The organism is Allobosea sp. LjRoot9, from assembly GCF_964252745.1.
Taxonomy (GTDB): domain Bacteria; phylum Pseudomonadota; class Alphaproteobacteria; order Rhizobiales; family Beijerinckiaceae; genus Allobosea.
Genome location: NZ_CAXUPC020000001.1, coordinates 1,435,895 through 1,448,412, shown reverse-complemented (window position 1 = coordinate 1,448,412; position 12,518 = coordinate 1,435,895). Strand labels below are relative to the sequence as shown.

The window sequence follows — 12,518 nt, the reverse complement described above, 5'->3', positions numbered from 1 at the left end:
CCGCGAACCCCATCGCATGACGCTTCCCAACCTGATCACCATCGGCCGCCTCATTCTGGTGCCGCTCGTGATCGTCATGATCATCGACGCGCGCTGGCAGCTTGCCTTCATCATCTTCGTGGCGGCGGGCGTGTCGGACGCTGTCGACGGCTTCATCGCCAAGCGCTTCGACATGGCCAGCGAACTCGGCGCCTATCTCGACCCCGTGGCCGACAAGGCGTTGATCGTCTCGATCTACATCACCCTGGCCATGGTCGGGGCCATACCCTCCTGGCTCGTCATCCTAGTGGTGTCCCGCGACGTCATGATCGTCTCGGCCGTGATCCTGTCCTGGGTGATGGAGCGGCCGGTCGAGATCGCGCCCTTCATCGTCAGCAAGCTCAATACCGCTGCGCAGATCGCCTTCGCTGCTCTGGTGCTGGGCTCGCGCGCCTTTGGTGTCGATCCGGGGCAAGCCATGCAGCTCGGCCAGCTCCTGGTGGCTCTGTTGACGCTCGGCTCGATGACAGCCTATCTCACCTTCTGGTTGCGGCACATGGCGGCGTGAGGCTCTGGCGGCGTGAGGCTGCTGGCCGTGCGGAAGGGTAACGACGATCTCGGGCCCCTAGAGCAGGATGCGAAAAAGTGGAGACCGGTTTTTCGCATCGATCCTGCTCTAACTCTATGATGAGAGACGGATTCAGATTTCAGATGGGATCGCTTCGTGATTCCATCTGAAATCATCCGGCTCTTGGAACTTTCATCTGCTTCGCCCATTTGTGCAGCGCATGATCGCCGACCCACAAAGCCTTGAGTCCGCTTCTGATCGACAAGTGAGAGCAGGATTCATGCGAAAGATCGGTTTCCACTTCTTCGCATCCTGCATGAGGGGCCTGGATCGATGACCCTGCAACGTCAAATCGGCTTCTGGCTGGTCTCGCTCGTCGTCTTTGTGCTGCTGCTCGTGTTGCTGCGCGACGTGCTGCTGCCCTTCGTCGCGGCGCTGGCGCTCGCCTATCTGCTCGATCCCTTGGCCGACCGGTTGGAAAGGATGGGGATGGGCCGGCTCGCGGCGACGATCGTCATCCTCTTTGTCTTCCTGCTGGTCTTCGTGCTGGCGCTGGTGCTGCTCGCGCCGCTGCTCGGCCAGCAGCTGGCCGGGCTGGTCCAGCGTCTGCCCGCTGACGCGGCAAAGCTCCAGGCGCTCGTACTGGAGCGCGGCGCACCCTGGCTGGAGCGGCTTGGCGGTGCGAAGCTTGCCACCGAGGCCCAAAGTTCGCTCGGTAATCTCGTCGGCGAGGGCACCAAATGGGCCGGCAGCGTGCTTCAGTCGCTCTGGACCGGCGGCACCGCCATCATCGGGGTGTTTTCGCTCTTGGTGCTGACGCCGGTGATCGCCTTCTACCTGCTTGTCGATTGGGACCGCATGATCGCGACCGTCGACGGCTGGCTGCCGCTCGACCATCGCGATACCATTCGCGGCCTGCTTCACGAGATGGACGTCGCCATCGCTGGTTTCCTGCGCGGCCAGGCGCTGGTCTGCCTGCTGCTCGGTATCTTCTATGCGGTGGGCTTGAGCCTGCTCGGCGTCAATTTCGGCGCGTTGATCGGCATCATCAGCGGCTTCCTCTCCTTCATTCCCTATGTCGGCTCGCTGACGGGGCTCGTGCTCGCGGTCGGCGTCGCCATCGTCCAGTTCTGGCCGGACTGGACCTGGCCGCTGGCGACGCTCGCCGTTTTCGCCGCGGGCCAGTTCCTCGAAGGCAACATCTTCCAGCCGAAATTCGTCGGCGGCTCGATCGGTGTGCATCCGGTCTGGCTGATGTTTGCGCTGCTCGCCTTCGGCTCGCTGTTCGGCTTCGTCGGCCTGCTGCTGGCGGTGCCGCTGGCGGCCGTCATGGGCGTGCTCTGTCGCTTCGCGCTCAGGCAATACCTCGCCAGCAATATCTATCATGGCGGGGACGCGACCAAGGCTGCAAAAGTCAGCGCGCGCGCTGGGGCGGATACCTGATCTCCATGTCCGATCTGCCGAGCCGCCCCCGCCAGCTTGCGCTCGACCTGCCGGTCGACAGCCGCCACGGAATCGAGGATTTCCTGATCGGCCCCTCCAACGAGGCCGCCTATGGCCTGGTCGAGGCCTGGCCGAACTGGCCTGAATCCTGGCTGCGGCTCGTCGGGCCGCAGGATGCCGGCAAGACCCATCTCGCCGCGATCTGGGCGAAGACCGCCCATGCCTGGACGGTTTCGGTCGCCGAGGTCACGCAGGAGGACGTCCCGCATCTGATCTCCGGCGGCGCGCTCGTGGTCGAGGATTGCGACCAGGGTGTTCGCGATGAGCCGGCGCTGTTCCACCTGATGAATGCGATGAAGGCGAAGGGCGGCTTCCTGCTGCTGACAGCGCGCAGTGCCCCCGACCTCTGGGGCCTGCGCGTGCCCGATCTGCTGTCGCGCCTGAGGCTGGCGCCGCAGGCGACGATCGCGCCGCCCGACGACGCGCTGCTGCGGGCGGTGCTGGTCAAGCTCTTCATCGACCGGCAGCTCATCATCGACGCCGGCATCATCGAGATGCTGGCGCTCAGGATGGAGCGCTCCTTCGCGGCAGCGCGCGCGCTGGTCGATACGCTCGACCGGCTTTCGCTCGAACGCGGCCGGCGCGTCACCCGCGCGCTCGCGGCCGAGGCGCTGGCTGCGCTGTTCCCGGCGGAGTGAATCAGCCGCGCGGCGGGGTCACAGATGGCTGCGAGACCAGCCGGGCATACATCGCCTCGGTCAGCAGATCATGGGCGCGCGCCGCGATGGCATCGAGCGAGGGCGTCTTGACGAACATGGCGGCCGCTTTCTCCGTCAGTTCCTCGCGCGTCGGCAGGACCGGCAGATGCAGCTGCGCCAGCGCCTCATGCGCCTGCTGCTGCATTTCGACCAGGCGATCTCCGGCGCGATGCTGCAGATCGGCCAGCGCTGTGCGCAGATCGGCCAGCGTCATGGTCGGCAGATGCAGATCCGAAAGGCTCGGCGTCGCGGCATAGGCCTCCCAGAAGGCTGCGATGGCGCGTTCCAACGGCACGGAAGCAGCCAGTCGCTCGGCCGAGCGCTCGATCACGCGCGGCGGCAGCGCCTGGGAGCGCTCGATGACCGCTTGCGGCGGCTCTCTCAGTTCCCAGACCAACCCGAGCTTCGAGAGCCCGAGGATGATGTAATAGGTCGGATCCCACTGCCACCAGCGAAAGCCCTGGCGCACGCTATACTGATAGGCGTGATGGTTGTTGTGCCAGCCTTCGCCCATGGTGATGACCGCCAGCCACCAATTGTTGCGGCTCTCGTCGCCGGTGACATAGTCCTTGTCGCCATGCACATGCGCCAGGGAGTTGATGCAGAAGGTGGCGTGGAAGACGCAGACCGTCGACCAGAAGAAGCCGACGAACAGCCCGGCCCAGCCATCGATCGCAAAGCAGATCAAGGCGAGCAGGACGGCGGGCGCGATCTCGAAACGATGGAGCAGGCGCAGTTCCGGGAACTTCGTCAGGTCCGTGATCGTCGCGGGATCGAAGCGGTCATGGCCGCGGGCGAAGATCCAGCCGAGATGCGAATAGGCGAAGGACGTCAGCACCGGCGAATGCACGTCATGCTCGGTGTCGGCGTAGCGGTGATGGTGCCTGTGCTTGGAGGCCCACCAGAGCACGCTCTTCTGCGCCGTCGACTGCGCCAGCAGTGCCAGCAGGAACTGTCCGAAGCGGCTGGTCTTGTAGGTTCGGTGCGAGAAATAGCGGTGATAGCCACCCGTCACTGCAAACATCCGCAGCCAGTACAGGCCGATCGCCAGCCAGACCGAGGTCCAGGTCACACCGCTCCAGATCGCGCCCAGACAGGCGAGATGCGCCAGCACGAAGGGGATGGCGGCGGGATAGACGATGTCGCCATCGTCGTGAGGGGTCTCGATCTGGGACAAGTCGTTTCTCTGATCTGAATGGCAGGCTGCAAGGGTGGCGCTGTAAGGGTGGTGCTGCGCGACAAGAACAGTACCGGCAAGGCTCGCGCAAGTGCGGTATTATGATCCAGCCGTCGCGATGGTCAGCGGCGTCCTGCGCAAGCAAAGCCGGAGAGCCAGGGCCGCGATCAGCACTGTGATGAAAGGCCAGTAGAACGGGTCCATGACCGCGCGCTTGCCGAAGGTTACCATGAAGCTGAGCCAGATGTAATAAGCCCCGCACAGATGGAGCCCGCGCCAGGCTTTCGGGCCGATCAAGGCGGCGGTTCTGTCGAACGATGTTGCGGCCATGGCGAGGATGAAAACATAGGCGAGCCCGCCCGAGATCAGTGTTCCCGTGTTGCTGAGCTGCTTGAACAGGGTCGGGGCCGTGCTGGCCAGGGCGATGATGGCAAGTCCGTGCAGGCCATGGGACAGGGCGAAGGACAGTCCGAGATAGCGCCGGTTCCGCCTTTGCCAGCGCGTCCAGATATTGGGGCAGGCCTGGAACAGGGCCGAGGCCGTGAAAGCCAGGCAGAACAACACCAGAGATGTCCGCGCCGTGATGCGGACAACCAGCCGGATGCCGTCGCTTCCGCCGGAAGAGGTGGCAAGCGCGGCAAGCGCGCCCAAAACGAGCCCGGATGCGAGCAGCCCAAGGAGTGGCCAGCCTTCCAGCTGGCCTGCCGGAAATGATGGCTTCGGCTGGTTGCGTGCGATTGTCATGTCGGTGCCGTTTCGTGAGAGGCGTGCGTCGCTATGAGCGACGATTGCACCGGCGGCCACTGCAGGCAATAAATGTAATCGATGATTACATGATTGTGATGCGAGGACGCTTAGCCTGATTTGCAATGCGAAGAAGCTCGCGTTCAGCGCCTTCGGAACGGGTTTCCTCCTTTGCTGGCAGGTTTCCTCCTTTGCCGGAACGTGCACTAGCTTCGATCCATGAGCACTGTGAAACCGACTCGGACCGGAGACCGCGAGGCGGGCGAGGGCAGTCCGGCCTATCATCACGGCAATTTGCGCGAGGAGCTCGTCGAGCAGGCGCTCAAGCTGGCTGAGGAGGGGGGCCTCTCTGCGGTGAGTGTCCGGGCGGCGGCGCGATTGGCCGGGGTCTCGCCGGCAGCTCCGTTCCGCCACTTCCCGGACAAGATGACGCTGATGACGGCGGTGGCCGAGGAGGCGATGCGGCGCTTCAGGGCCGAGATCGTGCTGGCGCTGGCGCAGGAGGTGGATGATGATCCGATGCTGCGCATACGCGCCATCGGGCGGGCTTATCTCGATTGGGCCAGACGCAATCCGACCCATTTCGAAATCATCTCGTCACGGCGCTCGATCGATTTCGACGGATCGCCGTCGCTGGGCCGGGAGAACGCCGAAATCCAGGCTCAGATCGAAGCCCTGTTGCAGGAGGCGGCGCAACGCGGGCTTCTGCGTTGCAAGGACCGGCACCTGATCCAGATCGCGGCGCGTGCGTTGGTGTATGGTCTGGCGCGCATGCTGGTCGATGGCCATTTCCCGAGTTGGCAGGTCGCGGATGCGGACATCGAAGGAACCATGGCCAAAGTGCTCGATCTGTTCGTGGACGGGCTGGTCAAGGAGCGGTCGCGTCCCGAACCGTGATCCGGCAGGTGCGATGGACATGAAGGCCGGGATCGAATGTCATCGAAGCGTCACGCTAGGGTGGCTTCAAGAGCGGACGGGATCGAAGCGGCGGAACTGACGCGGCGAGACTAACGCGGCACGCGGCGGCGGAGGCAAAAGCGAAGCAGATGAACGCGCAAACGGCAGAAATCATGGACCTCGACATCCCCGCCATTGACGCCCTCGGCGCTGATACCCCGCTGCGGCAATCGCCCGCCCGCTTCATGAACCGCGAGCTGTCCTGGCTGCAGTTCAACCGCCGCGTCATGGAAGAGGCCTCGAACCGCAATCACCCCCTGCTGGAGCAGCTGCGCTTCCTCTCGATCTCGGCCGCCAACCTCGATGAATTTTTCATGGTCCGCGTCTCGGGCCTGCGTGAACAGCTCAAGGCCGGCGTGGTCACGCGCAGCCAAGACGGCCTGACGCCGGCCGAGCAGCTTGCAGAACTGGGCAAGGCGGTCTCGGCGCTGACGGACGACCAGCAGGCGCGCTGGGTCGAGCTGAAGCGCGACCTGCATGAGAACAAGATTCACCTGCTCGGGCCGAGCGAGGTCGGCAGGCCGGAGCGGGTCTGGCTGGAGGATTATTTCCTCCACTACATCTTTCCGGTGCTGACGCCGCTGGCGATCGACCCGGCGCACCCGTTCCCCTTCATCCCCAATCTCGGCTTCACGCTGGCGCTGGCACTGGAGAGAATCAGCGACGGGCGCCAGCTCGATGCGCTGATCCGCGTGCCGATCAAGATGGACCGCTTCATCGAATTGCCGGATCTGGGGCGCGAAGGCCTGCACCGCTTCATCACGCTGGAGGATGCGGTCTCGCTCTTCATCGGCAAGCTCTTCCCGGGTTATGACGTCAAGGGCACCGGCTCGTTCCGCGTCATCCGCGACACCGATCTCGACATCGAGGAGGAGGCCGAGGATCTGGTGCGCGTCTTCGAGACGATGCTGAAGCTGCGTCGGCGCGGCGTCGTCATTCGGCTCGAGGTTTCGACCGGCATGCCGGCGCATCTGCGCAAGCTGATCGTGCGCGAGCTCAAGGTCGACGCCGACGAGATCGTCGATGTCGCCGGCATGATCGGCCTCAACGAACTCTCGCAGCTCGTCGGCGTCGACCGCTCCGATCTCAAGTTCAAGCCCTACAATGCCCGCTTCCCCGAGCGCATCCGCGAACATGCCGGCGACTGCTTCGCCGCGATCCGCCAGAAAGACCTGATCGTCCACCATCCCTATGAGAGCTTCGACGTCGTCGTGCAGTTCCTGCAGCAGGCGGCGCGCGATCCCAGCGTGGTCGCGATCAAGCAGACGCTCTATCGCACCTCGTCGAACTCCCCGATCGTGCATGCTCTGGCCGAAGCGGCGGAGGCCGGCAAATCAGTGACCGCCCTGGTCGAGCTCAAGGCGCGCTTCGACGAGGAGGCCAATATCCGCTGGGCCAAGGATCTGGAGCGCGCCGGCGTCCAGGTCGTTTACGGCTTCATCGAGCTCAAGACCCACGCCAAGCTGTCGATGGTGGTGCGCCGCGAGTCCGGCCAGCTCGTGACCTATTGCCATATCGCAACCGGCAACTACCACCCGATCACGGCGCGCATCTACACCGACGTATCCTTCTTCACCGCCGACCCGGTGATGTCGCAGGATGTCGCGCGCATCTTCAACTTCATCACCGGCTATGCCGAGCCGGCCGAGTTGGAGAAGATGTCGGTTTCGCCGGTGGGGCTGAAGCAGCGCCTGCTCTCCGACATCGCCGAGGAGGTCGCCCATGTGAAGGCCGGCCGCAAGGGCGCGATCTGGGGCAAGTGCAATTCGCTGGTCGATCCCGAGATCATCGACGCGCTCTATGATGCGAGCCAGGCCGGGGTCGAGATCGACTTCGTCGTGCGCGGTATCTGCTGCCTGAGGCCCGGCGTTCCCGGGCTGTCCGAGAACATCCGCGTCAAGTCGATCGTCGGCCGCTTCCTGGAGCACACCCGGGTCTACGCCTTCGGGGCAGGCCACGGCCTGCCTTCGGCCAAGGCCAAGCTCTATATCTCCTCGGCCGATCTGATGCCGCGCAATCTCGACCGTCGCGTCGAGGCGCTGACGCCGATTCTGAACGCCACGGTGCACCAGCAGTTGCTCGAACAGATCATGCAGGCCAATTTCCTCGACAATGAACAGAGCTGGACGATCTTGCCCGATGGCGGTTCGCAACGCATTGTCCCGGCGCCGGGCGACGAGTCGTTCAACGCCCATAAATATTTCATGACCAATCCGAGCCTGTCCGGACGTGGAAAATCGCTCTCCAACTCCAGCCCCAGGAGCCTCCCCAAGCGGGCGGCCAAGAAGAGCTGAGATGACCGGCATGGGCCTCGTTGCGGGGCGGTTGAGCCTTGGCGAGACGATCGCCATCATCGACATCGGTTCGAACTCGGTTCGTCTCGTCGTCTACGAGATGCTGGCGCGCTCGCCCGCCCAGGTCTTCAACGAGAAGGAAATGGCGGGGCTCGGCCGGCAGGTCGCCACCACCGGCCGGTTGGCCGAGGATGCGATGGAGCGTGCGCTCGAGGCGCTGCTGCGCTTCCGCATCCTTTGCGAAGCGATGCAGGTCGGCGAGATCCGCGTCATCGCCACCGCGGCCGCGCGTGAGGCCGCCAATGGGCCTGCCTTCCTCGCCAAGGCGGAGCAGGCGATCGGCCAGCGGATTGAACTGATCTCCGGCGGTCGTGAGGCTTATCTCTCCGGGCTTGGCGTGATTTCCGGATTCGCCGAGCCGCATGGCGTCGCCGGCGATCTCGGCGGCGGCTCGCTGGAACTTGTCGGGGTCGATGGCGACCGCGTCGGACCCGGCATCAGCCTGCCGATTGGCGGCCTCGCGCTGATGGACAAGGCGAAGGGCCAGATCAAGCTGGCCGAGAAGATCGTTCGCGAACAGCTCGACCATCACCCGCAACTGGCGGCGATGCGCGGCAAGGATTTTTTTGCTGTCGGCGGCACCTGGCGAGCGCTTGCGACCCTGCACCAGCGCCAGTCCGGCTATCCGCTCAGCGTCATGCATGGTTATACCGTGCCGGCCCGCGACGTTGCCGATTTCGCCCGGCTGGTCGAGCGCGCCGACGCCTCCGTGCTGGAAGCGATCGACGCCGTCTCCTCCGCGCGCCGGCCGCTCCTGGCCTATGGCGCGCTCGTGCTCGATCTGCTGATCAAGCGCGGCCGCCCTCGCGCGGTGGTGATCTCGGCGAGCGGTGTGCGCGAGGGCCTGCTATACGACATGCTCCCGGAAGATGAGCGCCGGGTCGACCCGCTGCTGCGCGGCGCACAGGACTACAACCAGTTGCGCGCCCGCGAGCCGCGCCATGCCGCCGATCTGATCGAGTGGGTGCAGCGCCTGGTCGCAAGTGCCGGCTTGCCGGACGATCCCGCTGGTCGCCGCCTGCAGGACGCTGCCTGTCTGCTGTCCGATATCGGCTGGCGCGCCCATCCCGATTATCGCGGCGAGCAGAGCCTCAACGTGATCGCGCATGCGGCCTTCAGCGGCGTCGATCACGCAGGCCGCGCCTTCCTGGCGCTGACCGTGTTCCATCGCTATGCCGGCGCCAAGAGCGATTCTCCCGCTGCCGCCGGCTTGAGGCAGTTGCTGACGCCGCGCCTGCTGGAGCGCTCGCAGCTTCTCGCCAGCGCCTTCCGCGTCGGCTATCTGCTCTCGGCCGGAATGCCTGGCATCCTACCGCGCGCGACGCTGGCCTGTGTCGACAGCCGGCTCGTCCTGCGCCTCTCCGGCGAACTCCACGCCTTGTCGAGCGAGCGCGTGACGGGCCGATTGAAGCAACTCGCCAAGCTGCTCGGCCGCGAGTACGAGATCAGCCTCGGCTGACACGACCTTCCAGGGCCGGATCTAAGCGACTGAAACCCGGCCGCGCACGATGCGGAGGCCCAGATTGCCGTTCTTGAGCGCGATCGCCTTCTCGCCGAAGACCTCGCGCCGCCAGCCCTTCAGCGCCGGCACATCGGCCTCATCGTCGAAGGAGATGGCTTCCAGATCGTCGGAGGAGGCGATGATCTTCGGTGCCACGCGCTCAGCATCCGCGACCGCCTTGAGCAGCACCTTGAGCAGATCAAGCACGGCGCCGTTCGTAGCGCGGCCGCGCTCCCGCTCCAGCCGGGGCAAGGTCTTGGGATCGAGAGCGAGCCCGCGCGTGACCGCCGCCAGCACCTCGCCGCCGGCGCGCGAGCGCTCGAAGCCGTTGGGCACCGAGCGCAGCTCCGCCAGCGCCTCGACCGAGACGGGCCCGCGCTGCACGATGTCCATCAACGCATCGTCCTTGAGCACGCGTTGGCGCGGCACATCGCGGCTCTGCGCCTCGCGCTCGCGCCAGGCAGCGAGCTCCATCAGCAGTGCCAGTTCCTTGGGCTTGCGGATCCGGCCCTTCAGGCGCTGCCAGGCGTTCTCCGGCTTGACCTCGTAAGTGCCAGGCGAGTTCAGCACCGCCATTTCCTCGGCGACCCAATTCTCGCGGCCGCTGGCTTTGATGTCGGCGTCGAGCGCGAGGTAGATGTCGCGCAGATGGGTGACGTCTGATTCCGCATAGACCAATTGGGCGTCGCTGAGCGGGCGGCGCGACCAGTCGGTGAAGCGCGAGGATTTGTCGATCCGCGCTTTGGCGAGGTCATTGGCGAGCTGCTCGTAGCCGACCGAGTCGCCATAGCCGCAGACCATGGCGGCGACCTGCGTGTCGAAGAGCGGCTTGGGGATCAGCTTGCCGATGATCCAGACGATCTCGAGATCCTGCCGCGCCGCATGGAAGACCTTGACCACGGCCTCATCGGCCATCAGCGTCAGGAAGGGCGCGAGATCGATGCCGGGCGCGAGTGGATCGACCAGCACGGCCTCGTCTGGCGAGGCGAGCTGGATCAGGCAGAGCTTGGGATAATAGGTCGTCTCCCGCAGGAACTCGGTGTCGACCGTGACGAAGGGATGCGTAGCCAGGCGCGCGCAGGCGTCGGCCAGATCCTGAGTGGTTGTGATGAGGCTCATGAGGTCGGCTCATAGCAGACAGAGTATCGCCATGTCGCGGGCGTTCTTGACAATCCGCGCCGCGGCGTGTGCTTACCCCCGAAACCGTGCGCGCGCCTGTTGCGGACGGCCTTGACCTCCGAAGAGACCAGTACCGTGACCTTGCATCGTTACCGTTCCCACACCTGCGGCGCCCTTCGCGAGAGCGACATCGGGGCTCAGGTCCGCCTCTCCGGCTGGTGCCACCGCATCCGCGACCATGGCGGCGTGCTGTTCATCGATCTGCGTGACCACTACGGCATGACCCAGGTGGTCATCGATCCGGATTCGCCGGCCTTCGCCGATGCCGCTGCGGTGCGCTCGGAATGGGTCGTCCGCATCGACGGCAAGGTCAAGGCGCGCTTCACGGGCACTGAGAACGCCAATCTCGCAACCGGCGCTGTCGAGGTCTTCGCGACAGGCATCGAGGTTCTCGGCGCTTCCGGCGAATTGCCGTTGCCGGTTTTCGGCGATCTCGAATATCCCGAGGATACCCGGCTGAAGTACCGCTTCCTCGATCTGCGCCGCGAAAAGCTCCACAACAACATCATGTTGCGGACGAAGGTGATCGACTCGCTGCGCAACCGGATGAAGACCTCCGGCTTCTCCGAGTTCCAGACGCCGATCCTGACGGCGTCCTCGCCCGAGGGCGCGCGCGACTTCCTGGTGCCGAGCCGGCTGCATCCCGGCAAGTTCTACGCGCTGCCGCAGGCGCCGCAGCAGTACAAGCAGCTCCTGATGATGGCGGGCTTCGACCGCTACTTCCAGATCGCGCCCTGCTTCCGCGACGAGGACCCGCGCGCCGACCGCCTGCCGGGCGAGTTCTACCAGCTCGACGTCGAGATGAGCTTCGTCGAGCAGGAAGACGTCTTCGCCACGATGGAGCCGGTGATCGCCGGCGTCTTCGAGGAGTTCGGCGGCGGCAAGTCGGTGACGAAGAACTGGCCGCGCATCCCCTATGCGGAAGCGATCAGCAAATATGGCTCCGACAAGCCGGACCTGCGCAACCCGTTGGTGATGCAGGACGTCTCCGCGCATTTCCGCGGCTCGGCCTTCAAGGTCTTCGCGCGCATCCTCGAGGATGAGAAGAACCAGGTCTGGGCGATTCCCGCGCCCGCCGGCGGCTCCAGGGCCTTCTGCGACCGGATGAACTCCTGGGCGCAGGGGGAAGGGCAGCCGGGGCTGGGCTACATCATGTGGCGTGAAGGCGCGGGCGCGGGTCCGATCGCCAACAATATCGGCCCCGAGCGGGTCGAGGCGATCCGCGTCGCGCTCGGCTTGAAGGATGGCGACGCGGCCTTCTTCGCCGCCGGCAACCCCGACAAGTTCTACAAATTCGCCGGAAACGCTCGTAACAAGGTCGGCCAGGAACTCGGCTTGATCGACGAGAACGCGTTTGCCTTCGCCTGGATCGTCGATTTCCCGATGTACGAGTACAACGAGGACGACAAGAAGGTCGATTTCTCGCACAACCCGTTCTCGATGCCTCAGGGCGGCCTCGAATCGCTAGAGAATGACGATCCACTGGCGATCAAGGCCTTCCAGTACGACATCGCCTGCAACGGCTATGAGCTGGCCTCGGGCGGCATCCGCAACCATCGCCCCGAGGCGATGGTGAAGGCCTTCGAGATCGCAGGCTATGGCGAGGAGACGGTGATCGAGCGTTTTGGCGGCATGTATCGCGCCTTCCAATACGGAGCACCGCCCCATGGCGGCATGGCGGCGGGCATCGACCGCATCATCATGCTGCTCGCGGGCGCGACGAATCTGCGCGAGGTCGCGTTGTTCCCGATGAACCAGCAGGCCGTCGATCTGCTGATGGGTGCGCCGTCCGAAGCCTCGCCCAAGCAGCTGCGCGAGGCGCATCTGCGCGTGAACCTCACCGAAAAGAACGGCTGAC

10 protein-coding genes are annotated in these 12,518 nt (G+C 65.0%); 7 read left to right on the top strand and 3 right to left on the bottom strand.

Annotated features, from left to right (window positions below):
- Positions 1–16: 16 nt before the first annotated feature.
- The 3 genes from ACSQ3P_RS06745 (at position 17) to ACSQ3P_RS06735 (ending at position 2,688) form a co-directional block, all read left to right on the top strand.
- Positions 17–547 carry a CDP-alcohol phosphatidyltransferase family protein gene (locus ACSQ3P_RS06745; RefSeq protein WP_436164800.1) on the top strand — a complete coding sequence of 177 codons (531 nt, stop codon included), beginning with the start codon at positions 17–19 and terminating at the stop codon, positions 545–547.
- A gap of 333 nt (positions 548–880) precedes the next feature.
- A complete protein-coding gene (locus tag ACSQ3P_RS06740; RefSeq protein WP_436164799.1) occupies positions 881–1,990 on the top strand; it encodes an AI-2E family transporter in 1,110 nt (369 codons plus the stop codon).
- A 5-nt stretch (positions 1,991–1,995) separates the two neighbouring features.
- Positions 1,996–2,688: a hypothetical protein gene (locus ACSQ3P_RS06735; RefSeq protein WP_436164798.1), complete on the top strand. Its 693-nt coding sequence runs from the start codon at positions 1,996–1,998 to the stop codon at positions 2,686–2,688.
- Between the two features lies 1 nt (position 2,689).
- Here the strand turns inward: ACSQ3P_RS06735 and ACSQ3P_RS06730 are convergent, their stop codons facing one another.
- Together ACSQ3P_RS06730 and ACSQ3P_RS06725 are read right to left on the bottom strand one after the other, a co-directional pair.
- Positions 2,690–3,925, bottom strand: coding sequence for an acyl-CoA desaturase (locus ACSQ3P_RS06730; protein ID WP_436164797.1), 1,236 nt, complete (start codon positions 3,923–3,925; stop codon positions 2,690–2,692).
- A 99-nt stretch (positions 3,926–4,024) separates the two neighbouring features.
- Positions 4,025–4,669 (bottom strand): hypothetical protein, encoded by a 645-nt coding sequence (locus ACSQ3P_RS06725; RefSeq protein ID WP_436164796.1) that lies wholly within the window; start codon positions 4,667–4,669, stop codon positions 4,025–4,027.
- 294 nt (positions 4,670–4,963) lie between these two features.
- Here ACSQ3P_RS06725 and ACSQ3P_RS06720 point away from each other — a divergent pair, with 294 nt between their 5' ends.
- From ACSQ3P_RS06720 to ppx, 3 genes are all read left to right on the top strand, one after another.
- Positions 4,964–5,566: a TetR/AcrR family transcriptional regulator gene (locus tag ACSQ3P_RS06720; protein WP_436164795.1), complete on the top strand. Its 603-nt coding sequence runs from the start codon at positions 4,964–4,966 to the stop codon at positions 5,564–5,566.
- Between the two features lie 149 nt (positions 5,567–5,715).
- Entirely contained in the window at positions 5,716–7,920 is a 2,205-nt protein-coding gene (locus tag ACSQ3P_RS06715) for an RNA degradosome polyphosphate kinase (RefSeq protein ID WP_436164794.1), read from the top strand.
- 1 nt (position 7,921) lies between these two features.
- Entirely contained in the window at positions 7,922–9,439 is a 1,518-nt protein-coding gene (gene ppx, locus ACSQ3P_RS06710; protein ID WP_436164793.1) for an exopolyphosphatase, read from the top strand.
- A 21-nt stretch (positions 9,440–9,460) separates the two neighbouring features.
- Here ppx and rnd read toward each other — a convergent pair whose 3' ends face one another.
- Positions 9,461–10,600, bottom strand: a complete 1,140-nt coding sequence (rnd, locus tag ACSQ3P_RS06705; protein WP_436164792.1) for a ribonuclease D — start codon at positions 10,598–10,600, stop codon at positions 9,461–9,463.
- Between the two features lie 141 nt (positions 10,601–10,741).
- Between rnd and aspS the strand changes: the two genes are divergently transcribed.
- On the top strand, positions 10,742–12,517 hold the full coding sequence (gene aspS / locus ACSQ3P_RS06700; RefSeq protein ID WP_436165176.1) for an aspartate--tRNA ligase: 1,776 nt from the start codon (positions 10,742–10,744) through the stop codon (positions 12,515–12,517).
- Position 12,518: the final 1 nt, after the last annotated feature.

What these genes read in the sequence shown, in the direction of transcription:
- ACSQ3P_RS06740 (WP_436164799.1), top strand. Translation starts at nt 881, where the DNA reads ATGACCCTGCAACGTCAAATCGGCTTCTGGCTGGTCTCGCTCGTCGTC.
- rnd (WP_436164792.1), bottom strand. Translation starts at nt 10,600, where the DNA reads ATGAGCCTCATCACAACCACTCAGGATCTGGCCGACGCCTGCGCGCGC.
- ACSQ3P_RS06725 (WP_436164796.1), bottom strand. Translation starts at nt 4,669, where the DNA reads ATGACAATCGCACGCAACCAGCCGAAGCCATCATTTCCGGCAGGCCAG.
- ACSQ3P_RS06745 (WP_436164800.1), top strand. Translation starts at nt 17, where the DNA reads ATGACGCTTCCCAACCTGATCACCATCGGCCGCCTCATTCTGGTGCCG.
- ACSQ3P_RS06735 (WP_436164798.1), top strand. Translation starts at nt 1,996, where the DNA reads ATGTCCGATCTGCCGAGCCGCCCCCGCCAGCTTGCGCTCGACCTGCCG.
- ppx (WP_436164793.1), top strand. Translation starts at nt 7,922, where the DNA reads ATGACCGGCATGGGCCTCGTTGCGGGGCGGTTGAGCCTTGGCGAGACG.
- ACSQ3P_RS06715 (WP_436164794.1), top strand. Translation starts at nt 5,716, where the DNA reads ATGAACGCGCAAACGGCAGAAATCATGGACCTCGACATCCCCGCCATT.